Raw genomic sequence first — 17,427 nt, 5'->3', positions numbered from 1 at the left:
TGCTCAACCTGTTGCACCGTGGTGCATTCATCGCGAGCAAGCTTTGCTCCTACGGTTTGATGTTGCTCGCAGATTGCGCGAACACTCTGTTCCTGTAGGAGCATGGCTTGCCCGCGAAGGCGGCGTGATTGACACACCGCCATGCAAGGTCAAACCAGATGCAACGCCGTCAACAGCATGTCGATCGCCTTGATCCCCACGAACGGCACCAGAATCCCGCCCAGCCCGTAGATCAGCAAATTGCGTCGCAGCAACGCCGCCGCGCTCGCCGCTTGCACTCGCACACCGCGCAGCGCCAACGGAATCAGCACCACGATAATCAGGGCGTTGAACACGATGGCCGAGAGAATCGCGCTCTGCGGACTGCTCAGGTGCATGACGTTGAGCACGCCCAGTTGCGGATAGATCGAGGCGAACAGCGCCGGCAGGATCGCGAAGTACTTGGCCACGTCGTTGGCGATGGAAAACGTCGTCAGCGCGCCGCGAGTCACCAGCAATTCCTTGCCGATCTGCACCACGTCCAGCAGCTTGGTCGGGTCGCTGTCGAGGTCGACCATGTTGGCCGCTTCACGCGCCGCTTGCGTACCGTCGTTCATTGCCATGCCGACGTCTGCCTGGGCCAGGGCCGGGGCGTCGTTGGCGCCGTCGCCGCACATCGCAACCAGGCGTCCGTCGTTTTGCTCGTGACGGATGCGCGCCAGTTTTTTCTCCGGCGTGGCTTCCGCCAGCACGTCGTCCACACCGGCTTCAGCAGCAATCGCCGCAGCGGTCAGCGGGTTGTCGCCGGTGACCATGACCGTGCGGATCCCCAGTTTGCGCAGTTCGGCGAAACGCTCGCGGATGCCGGGCTTGACCACGTCCTTGAGATGGATCGCACCGAGCAATTTACTGTCGACGCAGACCAGCAACGGGGTGCCGCCGCTCTGGGCGATCTTGTCGATTTCACGGGACAACGGTGCGGCGAGATCGGCGCGAGTGAGGCCCACAAAGGCCAACAACGAATCCACCGCGCCTTTGCGATACACGCGCCCCTGATAGTCGACACCGGACAAGCGAGTCTCAGCGCTGAACGGCACGGCAGTCAGCAATTCGGCGGATGGCTCTGGCTGCGGTTGGGTACCACGCAGGTATTCGACAATGGATTTACCTTCAGCGGTGTCATCGGCGAGCGAGGCAAACAATGCGCCTTCGGCCAGTTCGCGGGCAGTGACGCCCGGCGCGGCATAGACCGCGGTGCAACGACGGTTACCGAAGGTGATGGTGCCGGTCTTGTCCAGCAACAGGACGTGCACGTCCCCCGCCGCTTCCACGGCGCGGCCGGATTTGGCGATCACGTTCAGGCGCACCAGGCGATCCATCCCGGCGATACCAATCGCTGACAACAGGCCGCCGATGGTGGTCGGAATCAGCGTGACCAACAACGCCACCAGGAACACCAGCGGCAGGTTGCCGTTGGCGAAGTGGGCGAACGGTTGCAGCGTGACCACCACCATCAGGAAGATCAGGGTCAGGCCGATCAGCAGGATGTCGAGCGCTACTTCGTTCGGGGTTTTCTGGCGCTTGGCGCCTTCAACCAGAGCGATCATGCGGTCCAGTGTCGACTCGCCAGGGTTGGCGGTGATCTTCACCAGCAGCCAGTCGGAGACCAGCCGCGTGTTGCCGGTGACGGCCGAACGGTCGCCGCCGGATTCGCGGATCACCGGCGCCGATTCACCGGTAATCGCTGCTTCGTTGACCGCTGCGATACCTTCGATCACTTCGCCGTCACCGGGGATCATCTCCCCCGCTTCGACGCGCACCACATCACCTTTGCGCAGGCTGGTGGCCGGCACCACCTGGAAGGTGCCGTTGCTGCTTTTGCGACGGGCGCTCAAACCTTCGCTGCCAGCCTTGAGGCTGTCGGCGCGGGCCTTGCCGCGACCTTCGGCCAGGGCCTCGGCGAAGTTGGCGAACAGCACGGTGAACCACAGCCACACGGCAATTTGCGCGGCAACGAAGGTCGGCACCGCCGTGTCGGGAATGAAGCACAGCACGGTGGTCAGGATGGCGGTCAGTTCGACCACCAGCATCACCGGTGCACGCTGCAATTGCCGCGGATCGAGCTTGACGAAGGCTTGCACCAGCGCCGGACGCCAAAGGGCCGAGATCGCGGTTTTCGGTTGCTCCGGCGCTTTCACGGCGACCGGTTTAGTTACGGGCATATTCATCAAATAGTCCTCAGAAGCCCATGCTCAAATGTTCGGCGATTGGACCCAGAGCCAGAGTCGGCAGGAACGTCAGGCCGCCCACCAGCAAAATGGTCACGGTCAACAGGGTCACGAACAGCGGGCCGTGGGTCGGGAAGCTGTTCTGGCCGATCGGCGCGGTTTTCTTCATCGCCAGGCTGCCGGCCAACGCCAGAACCGGGAGGATGTAGCCGAAGCGACCGATCAACATGCCCAGACCCAGCATCAGGTTGTGGAACGGGGTGTTGGCGCCGAAGCCACCGAACGCGGAACCGTTGTTCGCACTGGCCGAGGTGTAGGCGTAGAGCAACTGACTGAAACCGTGAGGGCCGGGGTTGCTCACCGAGGCCACCGGACCGGGCAGGCTGGCGGCAATGGCGCCGAGCACCAGCACACCGATCGGCATGACCATCAAGGTCACCACCAGCAATTGCACTTCCTTGGCTTGCAGTTTCTTGCCGAGGTATTCCGGGGTGCGGCCGATCATCAGGCCGGCAAGGAATACCGCGATCAGCACGTTGAGCAACATGCCGTAGAGCCCGGCACCGACGCCGCCGAAGATCACCTCGCCGACCATCATATTGACCATCGCGACCATGCCGCTCAGCGGGTTAAGGCTGTCGTGCATGCCGTTGACCGAACCGTTGGACGCTGCGGTGGTGGTCACCGACCACAGCACGGTGGCGGTGGTGCCGAAGCGTGCTTCCTTGCCTTCCAGCGGCGCAGCCTGTTCGACGGCGACGTTGTTCAGGGCCGGGTTCGGTTGATATTCAGCCCACAGCGAAGTCGCGCCGCCAATCAGGAACAGCGCCAGCATGCAGGCGATGATCGCGCGGCTTTGACGCAGGTCTTTCACGTAGTGGCCGAAGGTGAACACCAACGCCACGGGAATCAGAATGATCGACGACAGTTCGAACAGGTTGCTCCACGCTGTCGGGTTCTCGAACGGATGCGCCGAGTTGACACCGAAGAAGCCACCGCCGTTGGTGCCCAGTTGCTTGATCGCAATCTGGCTTGCCGCCGGGCCGAGCGGGATCACTTGATCAACCCCCTGCATGGTCACCGCATTCACATATTGCGCGAAGGTTTGCGGCACGCCTTGCCACACCAGATACAGCGCCAGCAGCAGGCACAGCGGCAGCAGGCCGTAGAGGGTGGCGCGAGTCATGTCGACCCAGAAGTTGCCGAGCGACGCGGTGGATTTGCGGCCGATGCCACGGCACAGCGCGACCAAAACCGCCAGACCGGTGGCGGCGCTGACGAAGTTCTGCACGGTGAGGCCGACCATCTGGCTCAGGTAGCTCAGCGATGCTTCGCCGCTGTAGGCCTGCCAGTTGGTGTTGGTCATGAAACTGATGGCGGTGTTGAACGCCAGCGTCCACTCCTGACCCGGCAGATTCTGCGGGTTGAGCGGCAAGTGATCCTGGAACAACAGAATCGCGAACAACAGCAGGAAGCCCGCGAGGTTGAACGCGAGCAAGGCCAGCGTGTATTTCTGCCAGCTCTGTTCGGCCTGCGGATCGACGCCGGCCACACGATAACAGCCACGCTCGACCGGGCCGAGAATCGGCGTCAGCCAGGTGCGTTGGCCTTCCATTACCTTGTAGTAGAAGCGCCCGAGAAACGGCGCTGGGACCAATACCACCGCGAAAAACGCGAGGATCAGCCAATAGTCATAACTGTGCATAGCCGCTCCTAGTTCCGGTCCGCGCGCAACAGCGCAACCAACAGATAAATGAACAGCCCCACTGCCAACAGCAGTGACACCCCGTCCAGAACGCTCATGGAAGTTCTCCGTGTTACGGCGTATTGCCGCGTGTGCAGCCATTGTCGGAAAGGAGCCTGTAAAGGAACGAGACCGAGGGTGTGGGCGAGGCATAAAGAAAGCGTAAAGAGTGGGTTTATGCGGGCGTTACAGCAGCGTTTTGTCGACCTTTGTGGCGAGCGGGCTCGCTCCCACTGCGACTTTGCGCAAGAATGTCGGCTGTCGCTGCCCATTGCCGGAAAAACACCATGAAAGTAGTCACCACCGATTTGCCCGGTGTTCTGATCATCGAGCCGAAGGTGTTTGGTGATGAACGAGGCTTTTTTTACGAGAGTTTCAATGCAAAGGCTTTCAGGGAAGCCACGGGGCTAGATGCTGATTTCGTTCAGGACAATCATTCGCGCTCAAGCAAAGGGGTGTTGCGCGGTCTGCATTACCAACTGCAGAACACCCAAGGCAAACTGGTGCGGGTCACTGCCGGCGAAGTACTCGACGTTGCCGTGGACATTCGCCGCAGCTCAGCGCATTTCGGCAAATGGGTCGCTGTGCGACTGTCCGCCGAGAATCGTCGCCAGCTCTGGATACCTGAAGGTTTCGCCCATGGTTTCGTGGTGCTGAGTGAGTTCGCCGAATCCCTCTACAAGACCACCGACTACTACAACCTGGCCGCCGAACGCAGCATCCGCTGGGATGATCCGGACCTCGCCATCGACTGGCAACTGGACGAAGCGCCGCAACTGTCGGCGAAGGATCAGGCTGCGGCGAACTTCAGGGTTGCTGACGTATTCTCCTGAACCGTGCTCATAGGCACCTTACACACAGGCGCTCGGTAGAAGTTTCCACTTGCTCGACTAAAGCAAAATCGGTCCCACACTCCTATTGCGCAACCCCGGTCATGCCGACAAGCTATACCCATTTGTTATCGACTTACTGAAAAGGCTGGCCATCATGCGTATCCTCATTACCGGCGGTGCCGGTTTCATCGGCTCTGCCCTGGTTCGCGAGCTGATTCGATACTCCAGCCATGAAGTGCTTAACCTGGACAAGCTGACTTACGCTGGCAATCTCGAATCGCTGACCAGCATTGCCAACGACACTCGCTATGAATTCGTTCAAGCCGACATCGTTGATCTGGCGACTGTCAGTGCTGTGCTGAACCGTTTCCAGCCGCACGCGATCATGCATTTGGCAGCTGAATCCCACGTTGATCGCTCCATCGACGGGCCTTCTGACTTCATCCAGACCAATATTGTTGGCACCTATAGCCTGCTGGAAGCCACTCGCGCCTATTGGCAGACCCTCGCCGAGCCGGAAAAAAGTGCCTTCCGCTTTCACCATATTTCCACTGACGAGGTCTATGGCGATCTGCATAGTGTCGAGGATCTGTTTACGGAAACAACGCCCTACGCTCCCAGCTCGCCGTACTCCGCCAGCAAAGCGGCTTCCGATCATCTGGTCCGCGCTTGGCATCGCACTTATGGCTTGCCGGTCTTGCTGACGAACTGTTCGAACAACTACGGACCCTTCCATTTCCCAGAGAAGTTGATCCCGCTGGTGATACTCAATGCCTTGGCGGGCAAGCCATTACCGGTATATGGAAATGGACTGCAAGTGCGCGATTGGCTGTATGTCGAAGATCACGCCCGGGCACTGCTCAAAGTGTTGAGCGCAGGAAAAGTCGGAGAGACATACAACATCGGCGGGCACAACGAACAAAAAAATATCGATGTGGTGCGCAGTATTTGCACGTTGCTAGAGGAACTGGCTCCTCAAAAACCGAAAGGTGTCGCGCATTACGCCGACCTGATCACATTTGTTCAGGATCGCCCAGGCCATGATCTGCGCTACGCAATCGATGCCAGCAAAATCGAACACGAGTTAGGTTGGAAACCCGCAGAAACATTCGAGACCGGTTTGCGTAAAACCATTCAGTGGTATCTGAACAATCTGGAGTGGTGCCAACGTGTACAAGATGGCAGCTACCAAGGTGAACGCCTGGGCGCCATCAATCCCAAGGAGTTGCTCGCTTGATGAAAGGTATAGTTTTGGCGGGCGGCTCAGGCACGCGCCTGCATCCGATTACGCTCGGTGTGTCCAAGCAGCTGTTACCGGTTTACGACAAACCGATGATCTATTACCCGATTTCAGTCTTGATGCTGGCCGGCATCAAAGAAATTCTGGTGATCTCTACCCCTCAGGATCTGCCTCAATACCGCAACTTGCTCGGTGATGGCAGCCAGTTTGGCGTGAGTTTCAGCTATGCCGAACAACCATCACCGGATGGTTTGGCTCAGGCCTTTCTGATTGGCGAGCAATTCATTGGTACCGACCCTGTGTGCCTGATCCTCGGCGATAACATCTTCCATGGTTCGTACTTTGGTGGTCAGTTGCAGAACGCGGCAAAACGATCCTCTGGCGCTACCGTGTTCGGATATTGGGTCAAAGACCCTGAACGCTTCGGCGTTATTGATTTCGACACCGAAGGTCGTGCGGTATCAATCGAAGAAAAGCCAAAAAAACCTAAATCCAGTTACGCCGTCACGGGTCTGTATTTCTACGACAATGATGTGATTGAAATCGCCAAGAAGGTCAAACCTTCGCCACGAGGGGAGCTGGAAATCACCGACATCAACATCGCCTACCTGGAACGTGGTGACTTGCAAGTCGAGCGCTTCGGCCGTGGCTTTGCCTGGCTCGACACCGGCACCCACGACAGCCTGCTCGAGGCCTCACAATATGTGCAGACCATCGAACATCGCCAAGGTCTGAAAATTGCCTGCCTTGAAGAAATCGCTTATCTCAATAAGTGGATCAATCGCGAACAGCTGCTTGAGCGCGCCCATTATTTCGGCAAGACCGGATATGGGCAGTACCTTGCCAAGTTGGCCGGGGAACAATGAAGCTGAATGAATCCGGCTTCTGAAATGGACGGAGCCGGACTACCCAGATGAAAATTCTCATTATCGGCCGTCGGGGCCAGGTCTCACGTGAGTTGCAACACCGGTTGGGCTCTCTCGGCGAGCTGATCGTGCTGGGTCGCGATCAGCTCGACATGGCACAACCCGATCAGATTCGTCGTCAGGTCCAATGCATCCTTCCCGATCTGATCATCAACGCAGCAGCCTATACCGCGGTCGACCTCGCAGAAAGCGAACCGCAAACAGCCTTCGCCATCAACGCCGTAGCGCCCGGCATCCTTGCTGAAGAGGCGCTGACGCTCGATATCCCGCTGATTCATTACTCGACCGATTATGTATTCGACGGGATGAAAACCGCTCCTTACGACGAGGACGACAGGCCAAACCCGCTAGGGGTCTACGGCAAGAGCAAGCTGGCCGGCGAGCAGGCAATCATCGAGGTGCAGGGCAAGCACCTCATCTTGCGCACCAGTTGGCTCTACTCGACCGAGGGCCGCAATTTCTTGCTGACCATGCAGCGGTTACTGCAAGAAAAAGCAGAACTGCGGGTGGTTGCCGATCAGATCGGGGCGCCCACGTGGGCCGGCACCGTAGCCCAAAGCACCCGGGCCTTGATTGAGCGCTGGCAATCACACGCCCCGGCGAACTGGGGTGTTTATCACCTGACAGCTCAGGGCAGCACTTCCTGGTTTGGTTTTGCTCAGGCCATTGGCGAGGCGTTGCGGCAACAGGGAAAAAATTGCGCAACTCTGCTGCCGATTTCCTCCAGCGATTACCCGCTGCCTGCCGCCCGGCCACTCAATTCATGCCTGGATTGCAGTCGTTTGCAACGTGAATGGGGCGTCAGCCAGCCGGATTGGCAAACCGCCCTGCGCGAATGTCTCGCCAAACAAGCTTGAGCACCTTAGGCCTGCCCACGAAGGTGGCACCCGGAGCCAGTCATGCGCCTGACTGGCGCACAAAAAGCCGGTACTTAGCAGCGAACATCCCCGATACGACAACTTTTCCTCCTTTACGACCGCTGTCGGAATACTGGCACGTCCACTGCACTGCCCTCCCCGAGCTTTCCAAACCGTTCAGGGAGCAAACGCATGAACACACAACTCAAACCCACGCTGGGCACGCTGCACTTGTGGGGCATTGCGGTGGGGCTGGTGATTTCCGGGGAGTACTTCGGCTGGAGTTACGGCTGGGGTGTAGCCGGGACGTTGGGCTTTCTGGTGACGTCCTTCATGGTCGCCACCATGTACACCTGTTTCATCTTCAGTTTTACCGAGCTGACCACCGCGATCCCCCACGCTGGCGGGCCGTTTGCCTACAGCCGCCGCGCCTTCGGCGAGAAAGGTGGATTGATCGCCGGGCTGGCGACGCTGATCGAATTCGTCTTCGCCCCGCCAGCGATTGCCTTGGCGATTGGTGCTTACCTCAACGTTCAGTTCCCCGCCCTCGATCCGAAGCACGCGGCGGTCGGTGCCTACATCGTGTTCATGGGCCTGAACATCCTCGGCGTGAAGCTGGCGGCGACTTTCGAGTTGGTGGTCTGCGTGCTGGCAGTCGCTGAATTGCTGGTGTTCATGGGCGTGGTCGCGCCCGCATTCAGCTTCAGCAACTTCGCCCTCAATGGTTGGGCCGGGTCTGATGTATTCGGCGCACCGGCGATTGCCGGGATGTTCGCAGCGATTCCGTTCGCGATCTGGTTCTTCCTCGCCATCGAAGGCGCGGCCATGGCCGCCGAAGAAGCCAAGGACCCTAAACGCACGATTCCCAAGGCCTACATCAGCGGCATCCTGACCCTGGTGTTGCTGGCGATGGGCGTGATGTTCTTTGCCGGTGGTGTCGGAGATTGGCGCACTTTGTCGAACATCAACGATCCGCTGCCGCAGGCGATGAAAACCGTGGTCGGCGAAAGCTCGGGCTGGTTGCACATGTTGGTATGGATCGGTCTGTTCGGGCTGGTGGCGAGCTTCCACGGGATAATCCTCGGCTACTCGCGGCAGTTCTTCGCCCTCGCCCGCGCTGGCTACCTGCCGGCATCACTGGCCAAATTGTCGCGCTTTCAAACGCCACACCGGGCGATCATCACCGGCGGCGTGATCGGCATCGCGGCGATCTACAGCGACGGCCTGATCAATCTCGGCGGCATGACGCTGACGGCCGCGATGATCACCATGGCCGTGTTCGGCGCCATCGTGATGTACATCATGAGCATGCTCAGCCTGTTCAAGCTGCGTAAAACCGAACCGAATCTGGAGCGTACCTTCCGCGCGCCCTGCTACCCACTGGTGCCAATGATTGCCCTGGTGTTGGCGGTGGTGTGCCTGGTGGCCATGGCCTGGTTCAACACCCTGATCGGCTTGATTTTCCTCGCCTTCATGGCCGTGGGTTTCGTGTACTTCGTACTCACTGCGCAACTGCGTGCCGATGCCCCGGCGGATGCGATGTTGACCGGGCTTTAATCAGTGACGGTGCGGGGTCATATCAGGCATAGAATGGAACCACTGCGAAAATAATTCGCTCAATAGTGGTATGCAGGATTGATTGGCGAAATCCGTCAATCGACCTGCTTTTAAGGAGAGCCCCTATGCCCTGGTATGCCTGGTTGATTCTGATCGTTGCAATAGGCTCGATCGTTGGCGGGTTGATGATGCTGCGCGACACCGCCACCAAAGTTGAGCTGACCGAAGAACAGCGCGCTCGCGTGGCTGAACGCAACGCGCAAGCGGATGCCAAGGATGCGCAGGACCGCTAAAAACGGCTGAACCGCTTTTCGTAGGAGCAAGGCTTGCCCGCGATGGCGATCTCTAGGACGCTGTCGCGGACGAGCCTGGCTCCTGCAAGTCCAATGTGTGTGTAGATTATTTTTCCCAATCGGCCTTGGCGATGTGCAAGCCATGCAGGCCTTTGTACGCCGCACGCTCCGGCTGGCTCCAGCCTTCCAGCAACGAATCCTCCAGACGATAGATTTCCACGCCCAGCGGACGACATACGCTTAACGGGTCCTGAGCATCCGGCCCCCACATCGCCAGCGACAGGTCACCGCCGGGGCAGGTCGACAGTGCGCACAGCAAATCGATCTCGGCAAAGAACTCCAGATAATCGCCCTTCTGCGCCGGACAGGCTTTCATGAAGTACATGTCGTCGTGGTTCAGGCCCGTGCACTGGAATATGTTCAGCACGTCATGCACATCGAATTCGGTCAGGCCGTGGGGCAGTACGGCGCGGGTCAGGTTGGAATGGCAGTGATGATGGAAATCCTCGCCAGTGAGCATTTTGTTCACATAGGGATCGCAACGCGTGCCGAGCAAATCGTGCAAGCGGCCGCCGTGTTCATCGATCCCGTAACCGGCCAGGCTGTCATCGGTGATGGTCACCAGCGGCCGAAGAAACGGCAGGTTCGACCACAACCGGTCATGGGTGCTGACATGCGCCCCCTGCAGCTGCCGGGTGCGTGAAGCCCACAGGCGTTCGCGCGGATCATGGGCATTCCAGACATTGAAGTCGCCCACTTGCGGGCCAACAGGCGTTGTAACCCGGAACACATGCCCGGCCGGAACATTCCAGGCACGGCCGGTGCGAATCGGCACCTCGAAAGACTCGATCAATGTGCGCCCGTCCTTAGCGTCCCGCACCCGTTCATAGAAGGCCGTGTCCACCTGCAAGGCCGAACCTTTGCTGACTTGATAGGCCGCCGGATAGTCTTTGTACATGGCAAGAATCCTCGATCAGTGATGGGAAGATGGAGCGAGCATTTGTAAAAGGAGGTGTTCGGAATCGTCGAGATAGAGGCTCATCGCATTCTCGGCGGCGCGTTTATCACCCTCGACCAGCAGCTCATGGATCTGTCGGTCGCGAATAAGCCAGGGCGCCTGAAAACTTGATTCATCGGGAGCCGTGCAGAACACCAGGCGCAATTGCGCGACGACATTGGTGAAGAACTCATCGAACAACGGACTGCGCAGCAACCCGACGACGTGTTGATGAAAGGCCAGACTGTGGGTGCCGACGGCGCGCCAGTCTTCGCGCTCCCGAGCCAACTCGGTGGCCTCCAGCGCTTCGAGCATCCGGTCGGATTGGTAGTCGCGCAGCGAGTGGCTGGTATTGATGGCTTGCAGCTCGAGCGTGCGCCGAACCTTGAACAGGTCTCGCACATCATCAAAACCCAAACGCCGCACCATCACGCCTTTGTTGCGCACATACCGGGTCAGGCCTTCCTGGCCGAGGCGATGCAATGCTTCGCGGATGGTATTGCGCGAGGCGTTGTAGGCAGACACCAGATCGTTTTCCACCAGCGCCATGCCAGGCAGCAAGCGACCGCCGATGATGTCGGCGCGCAACTCCAATGTGATGTGATCGGCCAGTGACAGTCCGCTGTTCATACTCAATGCCTCAGGATTGTTCAACAATCGTCAGTTAATGAGTAATCACTATTCGTGCCAGTAGTTTGTGCGATTCATACCCGTTCGACGCATCTGCATGCTTTTTAGAAGTAGAAGTACAGTCACCATCCAATTTTCATTGGTTAAGATGGGCGCATTGATGTGGAGATATCAGATGCGTTACTCGCAGGACCATAAAGCCCAGACCCACCAACGCATCATCAAGGAAGCCTCGGCGCGCTTTCGCCGTGACGGTATCGGCGCGACCGGCCTGCAACCTTTGATGAAAGCGCTGGGCTTGACTCACGGTGGCTTTTATTCGCACTTCAAGTCCAAGGACGAATTGGTGGAGAAGGCCCTGCAAGAGGCAGGCGAACAGGTCGATGGGTTATGTGCGCAACTCTTCGCCGAGAATAATCCACTTGCAGCGTTCATCGACACATACCTGTCGGAATGGCATCAGACTTCGCCCCATGAAGGCTGCCCGCTGCTGACCATTTCTTCTGAGCTGGGGCTGCGTGGTCAGCCGAGCCCCACCAGCGACGTGGTACTCAAGGCGCGACTCGATCAGATCGAGAGCACCCTGGCAGGAGAGAACGCCGCCGACCGCAGCATTGTGATCATGTCTGCACTGGTCGGCGCGTTGCTGTTATCGCGCAGCGTTGCCGACGCCGAGTTTGCCCAACGCATACTCGACGTCACCCGCGAACACCTGAAGAACTCCCAGGATTAACCCTGCCAGCGCTTGAACAACACGCTGGCATTAACCCCGCCAAACCCGAAGCCGTTGGACAACGCATATTCGATCGCCATCGGCCTGGCCTGACCATGGACGATATCCACACCCTCGGTGGCAGGGTCCGGGTTATCGAAGTTGAGCGTCGCCGGTACAACCTGATCGCGGATCGCCAGCAGGGTGAAGATCGCTTCGATCCCGCCGGCCGCGCCGAGCAAATGCCCGGTGGCGGATTTGGTCGACGTCACCGCGATACCCTTTTGCACACCAAACAACGCCTTGATCGCCGCCAGCTCCCCGAGATCGCCAACCGGCGTCGAGGTTGCGTGGGCATTCAAATGCTGCACCTGCTCCGGCGCAACACCGGCCTGCGCCAAGGCCAGTGACATCGCGCGGCGAGCGCCGCTGCCGTCCTCGGGACCTGCCGTCAGGTGGTAAGCATCGGCGCTGGTGCCATAGCCGACCAGTTCGGCGAGCGGTTGAGCGCCCCGCGCCAAGGCGTGCTCCAGGGATTCGATCACCAACAGTCCAGCCCCTTCACCCATGACAAAGCCGTCACGACCACTGTCGAAGGGGCGTGAAGCGCGTTCCGGTGTGTCGTTATAGCCACTGGACAAGGCGCGAGCCGCAGCAAACCCAGCGAGGCTGACACGATCGATCGCCGCCTCAGCGCCACCACATACCGCGATATCCGCTTCACCGGAACGAATCAGCCGCGCTGCGTCGCCAATCGCTTGAACCCCGGCCGCACACGCCGTTACCGGTGCACCCAACGGGCCTTTGAAACCGTGCTGGATCGACACATGTCCCGCCGCCAGGTTGACCAGAAACGACGGGATGGTGAATGGCGACAAACGCCGAGGACCGCGGCTGTCTGTGGTACGCACCGCATCGGCAATCGCGCCGAAACCGCCGACGCCTGAACCGATAATGGTGGCCGTACGCTCCTGGGCCTCAGCGCTTTGCGCCTTCCAACCCGCCTGTTCCAATGCCTGACGTGCCGCTTCCATCGCAAACAGGATGAAACGGTCCATCTTCTTCTGCTCTTTGGGTGGCGTCGCCAGGTCCGGGTCGAATCCGGCCTCAGCATCATCAGCCGCGGTCGGCACTGCACCACCGACCTTGGCCGGCAAATCGGCCACTACCGCCTCGGGCAAATTACGCAGCCCGGAGCGCCCGGCGAGCAGGCGCTCCCAGACCACTTCGACGCTGCTACCCAACGGCGAAACCAGGCCCATACCCGTTACAACCACTCGACGATTAGTCATACCGCAAACACCTCATGCCGACATCTCGCGCTTCATTTGTAACGCGCGGCGGCTTTGCTTTTGGAAAGGTTCGGCGCCATAACGTGGCGTGCCGCTACGAAAGCATCCCAGTCGGCGGCATCCGGCAACGATGGAATGGTGACCAACTCGCCCTGGTCCAGCCCCGACAGCGCTGCGTCAACCATCTCACCGGCTTCCATGACCATCTCTGCCGGAATCTGCGAAGCATCGATACCGGAGCGTTCCCAGATTTCGGTGCGCGTTACACCTGGCAACACAGCCTGGACCTTGACCCCGGTGCCATCAAGCTCGGCGTTCAACGACTGGGTCAGGCTCAGCACATAGGCCTTGCTGGCACTGTAGGTCGCGTTGAAACGCTCGGGAAACAGCGCCACCACGGAGGCAATGTTGATGATCGTACCCCGGCCCGCCTTGGAAAAACTGGCTGCCGCCGCTGAAGCCAGGCGGGTGACCGTTGTAACGTTCAACTGAATCATTCGCTCCAGCAGATCGGTATCAGCATTACCCAACAAACCATCCGCAGCCACACCGGCGTTGTTCAGCAGCAGGCTGATACTCGAATCGCTACGTAACCGTTGCTCAAGTTTCAGCACATCATCCTTTTGCGTCAGATCCGCCTTGAGCACTTCGACCTGAACGCCGTACTCGGCGCGCAACTTGCCAGCCGCCTCATCCAGTCGCTGCTGATCGCGCGCCACCAGCAACAGATCAAAACCACGCGCCGCCAGGCGTTGCGCATAAACCGCACCAATGCCGGAAGAAGCACCGGTGACGAGGGCCGTACCTTGGGACTGGACAGAATTCATGACTGTGCTCCTGAGAGATGCTTGAAGGGAAAGCCAAGCGCCTCGTTCTCAAGGCGTCTTGACCGCAAACTCATTTATTATAGACATAATCTAACCTGCATATGATAGCCATAATTTTCACGACACCGACAGAAGGCGTTGACTCTTTGCGTTCGCCGGAATGCAAAAAGGCCGGTCAATGACCGGCCCCTTGGCGTTGAATATTGAGCTTAGTTCACTTCCAGCTTCTCGCGATTGCGATCCAGAATCGCTTTGCCGATGCCCTTCACTTCCAGCAATTCGTCCACCGATGAGAACGGCCCGTTCGTTTCACGATATGCAACAATCGCATTGGCTTTGGCCGCACCGATACCGGCCAACTCGCGCTGCAATGTCGACGCATCGGCTGCATTGAGATCGATCTTGGCGGATTGTGCCTGGGCGGAAACCTCCATCACCACTGAGGAAGCATTAGCCTCCGGCTTCACCGCCGGTGCTGCGATAGCCGCAATAGAAGCGCTGGTGAGCAAGGCAAAAACCAGGGAATAGAAATAGCCAGTACGCATAAATGAAGCTCCATGACATCGTTTGAGGAAGCAGCTTTTCCGAAGCTGCCTCCCAAACTTAGGCGATGACAGGAGCCTGTCAAAAATGTGTCCGTTACAGGATGTGAAACAAAACCGAGAATCAAGCGGAGCAACAGTATGAAATCACGTTTTTGAACCGGCAGAACGAGAGCACTTCTTGAGCTACAAATAACGCACCGAGCCAAAAGCTGCTGCGACAAGACTCGAACTCGGGATCACGCTGAACTATGGCAAGCGTGCTTGTCGAGTCAGCGACACAGTATGTCCCGCAAGACTTGCACCACACGTTCTTGCTGCTCGACTGATAAACCTATCCACAGCGGCAGTCGCAGCAAGCGTTCCGACAGGCCCACCGTGTTTTCCACGGAACCATGGACACGGCCGTAACGCTGTCCGGCCGGCGAGGAGTGCAGTGGCACGTAATGGAAGACCGAATTGATCCCCTCTCGTTTGAGGCCATCGAGCACCGGTTGTCGCGGCACGTCTGCGGGCAGCAGCACGTAGTACATGTGCGCGTTGTGTTGGCAGTCGGGCGGAACGATAGGGCGGCGCAGTGCACCGCTGGTTTCAAGCGGCGCCAGCAATTCGTGATACCGCTCCCAGATGGCAAGCCGCATCTGCGTGATGTGTTCGGCCTCTTCCAACTGCGCCCAGAGAAACGCGGCAGTCAGGTCCCCAGGAAGGAATGACGACCCGACTTCCTGCCAAGTGTATTTGTCGACCTCGCCGCGGAAAAAACGACTACGGTCAGTGCCTTTTTCGCGGATGATTTCTGCGCGCAACACATACGCAGGATCATTGACGAGCAATGCGCCGCCCTCGCCCGAAATGACGTTCTTGGTCTCATGGAAGCTGAAGGCGCCGAGGTCCCCGATACTGCCCAGAGCCCGGCCCTTGTAAGCGGCCATGACCCCCTGCGCCGCATCCTCGACCACCTTCAGGTTGTGACGCTGGGCAATCTCCATGATCGTATCCATCTCGCAACTCACGCCCGCATAATGAACCGGCACGATTGCCTTGGTGCGTGGCGTGATGGCCGCCTCGATCAGCGTCTCATCCAGGTTCAGGGTATCCGGACGGATATCGACGAACACGGGAATGCCGCCGCGCAAAACAAAGGCATTGGCCGTGGAAACGAACGTGAACGAGGGCATGATGACCTCATCGCCCGGCTGGATGTCCAACAACAATGCAGACATTTCCAGCGCTGCCGTACACGAGTGCGTCAGCAAGGCTTTGCTCGCACCGGTATGTTCGGTCAACCACTCATGGCACCGTTTGGTGAACGGGCCATCGCCGGCGAGAATATTGCCGAACTTGGCTTCAGCGATGTAATAAAGTTCTTTCCCCGTCATGTAGGGGCGATTGAACTGGATCTTTTTGTCTTCCACCGTTTGAGCCTTCGCACGCAAAATTAGTCGGGTCGAACTAAACATCACTTCGTTATGGAAAGTGGGGGCATCCACTCTATTTCCGGGCAACAAGCAGCCTGGAAGCACCGACCGGAAAACTCACTCCCACCTTGATGAGTAAACATTCCAGCCACATCACGAAACCAAACAGCACATTGAGCGACTTGGGTACCGCTAATTCGGCGGTCTCGCTCGTATCGCCCCGCTGTTGCTTCTTGGCGCCGCGTGAAATCATCATCGCTGGCAGCAGTAACGAGACGAACGATGTGCTGCGCACGACGGAAAACCCCGCCTCTTCCACCTTGCGATGCAGATCGGCGGCTTCGTAGCGCCGCACGTGGCAGGAATATTCATCCACCTGGCTCCATAGCCACTGATGCTGGGGCACGGTCAACAGCATGATTCCCCCGGGCTTCAGGGCACGGTGCATCTGCTGGAGCACCACAGTATCCGCCTCGATGTGCTCGATGACATCGAACGCGCCAATCGCTTCGAACTCGTCGACGTAAGGGATATCGCGCGCATCCATCTGCACGAACTCCGCACCGGGCAAACGCGAGGAGGCAAACTTCAGCCCGGTCGAGAACATCTCGCTGCCAAGCAACTTGGCCTTCGGAAACGCCACGGCGACCCGACTCAGAACGAAGCCAGTACCGCACCCGATTTCCAGAAATGAACGCATGCGCGGCGCATATTTCGTCAGCGCCCATGTAATCAACCTGGCACGCGCCCGAAACCAGAAATGGCCGCTTTCAAGATGCGCGTAGGTCTCGTAGAAGTCGGCCTTGAAGCCCTCCTGCTTGTCCTCGAGTTCTGGCGCAAACGCGGCAAAACCGTTCTTTCGAGCCACCTGATGTCCACACTGGACGCATGTCCATTGCTCCGAGACGTACTGCGTCTCGCATTCAGAACAGATCTTCACACCTGGTTCCCATCCGGTTGGTCATGACGAAAGACGAATAGCTTGAAGACAACGAACAAGAAACCTCCTACAACGAAAATGGCAGCGGCCTGGACCCACTGGTGAGGATATCCCAGCTTGTCGACGAACACCGTCAGCAAGGCCAGGTTGAGCAAATAGCCGGCTGCGTGCGCCAGGCCGAAACGCCATGCCGTCCCCACGACGTTGCCGCGATGCTCGAACGCCCAGTTGCGGTTGCCCAGGAAGCTGATGCAGATGCCAAGTACGTACAGGAAGCTCATGGCCAGCTTGAATGGGATGCCTACCCACGTCAATGCCAGGTAGGCCGCATAACCGATGGCATTGCAGGCGACGCCGACGACTGCGTAACGGAGAATGGGTCTGATCACGGGCCGCCAGCGCTGCATTGGAA

The 17,427-nt window shown here is 58.7% G+C and carries 18 protein-coding genes; 7 read left to right on the top strand and 11 right to left on the bottom strand.

Annotated features, from left to right (window positions below; genetic code table 11):
• Positions 1 to 149: 149 nt before the first annotated feature.
• The 3 genes from kdpB to kdpF are packed head-to-tail and all read right to left on the bottom strand — an operon-like array spanning position 150 to position 4,010.
• The gene (gene kdpB, locus V6Z53_RS10440; protein ID WP_338585420.1) at positions 150 to 2,207 is read right to left on the bottom strand and encodes a potassium-transporting ATPase subunit KdpB; all 2,058 of its coding nucleotides are present in this window, start codon (positions 2,205 to 2,207) and stop codon (positions 150 to 152) included.
• Between the two features lie 10 nt (positions 2,208 to 2,217).
• On the bottom strand, positions 2,218 to 3,912 hold the full coding sequence (kdpA, locus tag V6Z53_RS10435) for a potassium-transporting ATPase subunit KdpA (protein ID WP_338585419.1): 1,695 nt from the start codon (positions 3,910 to 3,912) through the stop codon (positions 2,218 to 2,220).
• A gap of 8 nt (positions 3,913 to 3,920) precedes the next feature.
• A complete protein-coding gene (gene kdpF, locus V6Z53_RS10430) occupies positions 3,921 to 4,010 on the bottom strand; it encodes a K(+)-transporting ATPase subunit F (protein ID WP_007899818.1) in 90 nt (29 codons plus the stop codon).
• 228 nt (positions 4,011 to 4,238) lie between these two features.
• On the opposite strand from kdpF, the gene rfbC reads away from it, so the two are divergent.
• The 6 genes from rfbC to V6Z53_RS10400 all read left to right on the top strand — a co-directional run bounded on the left by rfbC (position 4,239) and on the right by V6Z53_RS10400 (position 9,657).
• The gene (gene rfbC / locus V6Z53_RS10425) at positions 4,239 to 4,784 is read left to right on the top strand and encodes a dTDP-4-dehydrorhamnose 3,5-epimerase (protein WP_338585418.1); all 546 of its coding nucleotides are present in this window, start codon (positions 4,239 to 4,241) and stop codon (positions 4,782 to 4,784) included.
• A 154-nt stretch (positions 4,785 to 4,938) separates the two neighbouring features.
• The gene (gene rfbB / locus V6Z53_RS10420) at positions 4,939 to 6,021 is read left to right on the top strand and encodes a dTDP-glucose 4,6-dehydratase (RefSeq protein WP_338586479.1); all 1,083 of its coding nucleotides are present in this window, start codon (positions 4,939 to 4,941) and stop codon (positions 6,019 to 6,021) included.
• A complete protein-coding gene (gene rfbA, locus V6Z53_RS10415; RefSeq protein WP_338585417.1) occupies positions 6,018 to 6,890 on the top strand; it encodes a glucose-1-phosphate thymidylyltransferase RfbA in 873 nt (290 codons plus the stop codon). Before rfbB ends, rfbA begins: the two co-directional genes overlap by 4 nt.
• 47 nt (positions 6,891 to 6,937) lie before the next feature.
• Positions 6,938 to 7,807: a dTDP-4-dehydrorhamnose reductase gene (gene rfbD, locus V6Z53_RS10410; RefSeq protein WP_338585416.1), complete on the top strand. Its 870-nt coding sequence runs from the start codon at positions 6,938 to 6,940 to the stop codon at positions 7,805 to 7,807.
• Between the two features lie 192 nt (positions 7,808 to 7,999).
• On the top strand, positions 8,000 to 9,364 hold the full coding sequence (gene eat / locus V6Z53_RS10405; RefSeq protein WP_338585415.1) for an ethanolamine permease: 1,365 nt from the start codon (positions 8,000 to 8,002) through the stop codon (positions 9,362 to 9,364).
• A 125-nt stretch (positions 9,365 to 9,489) separates the two neighbouring features.
• A complete protein-coding gene (locus tag V6Z53_RS10400) occupies positions 9,490 to 9,657 on the top strand; it encodes a DUF2897 family protein (RefSeq protein WP_338585414.1) in 168 nt (55 codons plus the stop codon).
• 106 nt (positions 9,658 to 9,763) lie between these two features.
• Here V6Z53_RS10400 and V6Z53_RS10395 read toward each other — a convergent pair whose 3' ends face one another.
• Both V6Z53_RS10395 and V6Z53_RS10390 read right to left on the bottom strand, forming a co-directional pair.
• Positions 9,764 to 10,615: a DUF1989 domain-containing protein gene (locus V6Z53_RS10395; protein WP_338585413.1), complete on the bottom strand. Its 852-nt coding sequence runs from the start codon at positions 10,613 to 10,615 to the stop codon at positions 9,764 to 9,766.
• A gap of 15 nt (positions 10,616 to 10,630) precedes the next feature.
• Positions 10,631 to 11,284: a GntR family transcriptional regulator gene (locus V6Z53_RS10390; RefSeq protein ID WP_338585411.1), complete on the bottom strand. Its 654-nt coding sequence runs from the start codon at positions 11,282 to 11,284 to the stop codon at positions 10,631 to 10,633.
• A 175-nt stretch (positions 11,285 to 11,459) separates the two neighbouring features.
• On the opposite strand from V6Z53_RS10390, the gene V6Z53_RS10385 reads away from it, so the two are divergent.
• Positions 11,460 to 12,017 carry a TetR/AcrR family transcriptional regulator gene (locus V6Z53_RS10385; RefSeq protein WP_338585410.1) on the top strand — a complete coding sequence of 186 codons (558 nt, stop codon included), beginning with the start codon at positions 11,460 to 11,462 and terminating at the stop codon, positions 12,015 to 12,017.
• On the opposite strand, the gene fabF is transcribed toward V6Z53_RS10385, so the two are convergent.
• The 6 genes from fabF to V6Z53_RS10355 form a co-directional block, all read right to left on the bottom strand.
• The gene (gene fabF / locus V6Z53_RS10380) at positions 12,014 to 13,288 is read right to left on the bottom strand and encodes a beta-ketoacyl-ACP synthase II (RefSeq protein WP_338585409.1); all 1,275 of its coding nucleotides are present in this window, start codon (positions 13,286 to 13,288) and stop codon (positions 12,014 to 12,016) included. The two genes, V6Z53_RS10385 and fabF, sit on opposite strands and share 4 nt — an antisense overlap.
• A 32-nt stretch (positions 13,289 to 13,320) precedes the next feature.
• The gene (locus V6Z53_RS10375; RefSeq protein WP_338585408.1) at positions 13,321 to 14,115 is read right to left on the bottom strand and encodes an SDR family oxidoreductase; all 795 of its coding nucleotides are present in this window, start codon (positions 14,113 to 14,115) and stop codon (positions 13,321 to 13,323) included.
• A gap of 209 nt (positions 14,116 to 14,324) precedes the next feature.
• Positions 14,325 to 14,660: a helix-hairpin-helix domain-containing protein gene (locus V6Z53_RS10370; protein WP_338585407.1), complete on the bottom strand. Its 336-nt coding sequence runs from the start codon at positions 14,658 to 14,660 to the stop codon at positions 14,325 to 14,327.
• Between the two features lie 269 nt (positions 14,661 to 14,929).
• Entirely contained in the window at positions 14,930 to 16,072 is a 1,143-nt protein-coding gene (rffA, locus tag V6Z53_RS10365; RefSeq protein WP_338586478.1) for a dTDP-4-amino-4,6-dideoxygalactose transaminase, read from the bottom strand.
• A gap of 76 nt (positions 16,073 to 16,148) precedes the next feature.
• Positions 16,149 to 16,943 (bottom strand): class I SAM-dependent methyltransferase, encoded by a 795-nt coding sequence (locus V6Z53_RS10360; RefSeq protein ID WP_338585406.1) that lies wholly within the window; start codon positions 16,941 to 16,943, stop codon positions 16,149 to 16,151.
• Positions 16,944 to 17,011: 68 nt separating this feature from the next.
• Complete coding sequence (locus tag V6Z53_RS10355) at positions 17,012 to 17,422, bottom strand: GtrA family protein (RefSeq protein ID WP_338585405.1); 411 nt, start codon at positions 17,420 to 17,422, stop codon at positions 17,012 to 17,014.
• Positions 17,423 to 17,427: the final 5 nt, after the last annotated feature.

Origin of the sequence: Pseudomonas sp. MAG733B (genome assembly GCF_036884845.1) — a bacterium.
Taxonomy (GTDB): domain Bacteria; phylum Pseudomonadota; class Gammaproteobacteria; order Pseudomonadales; family Pseudomonadaceae; genus Aquipseudomonas.
This window is presented reverse-complemented; position numbering and strand designations above follow the sequence as displayed.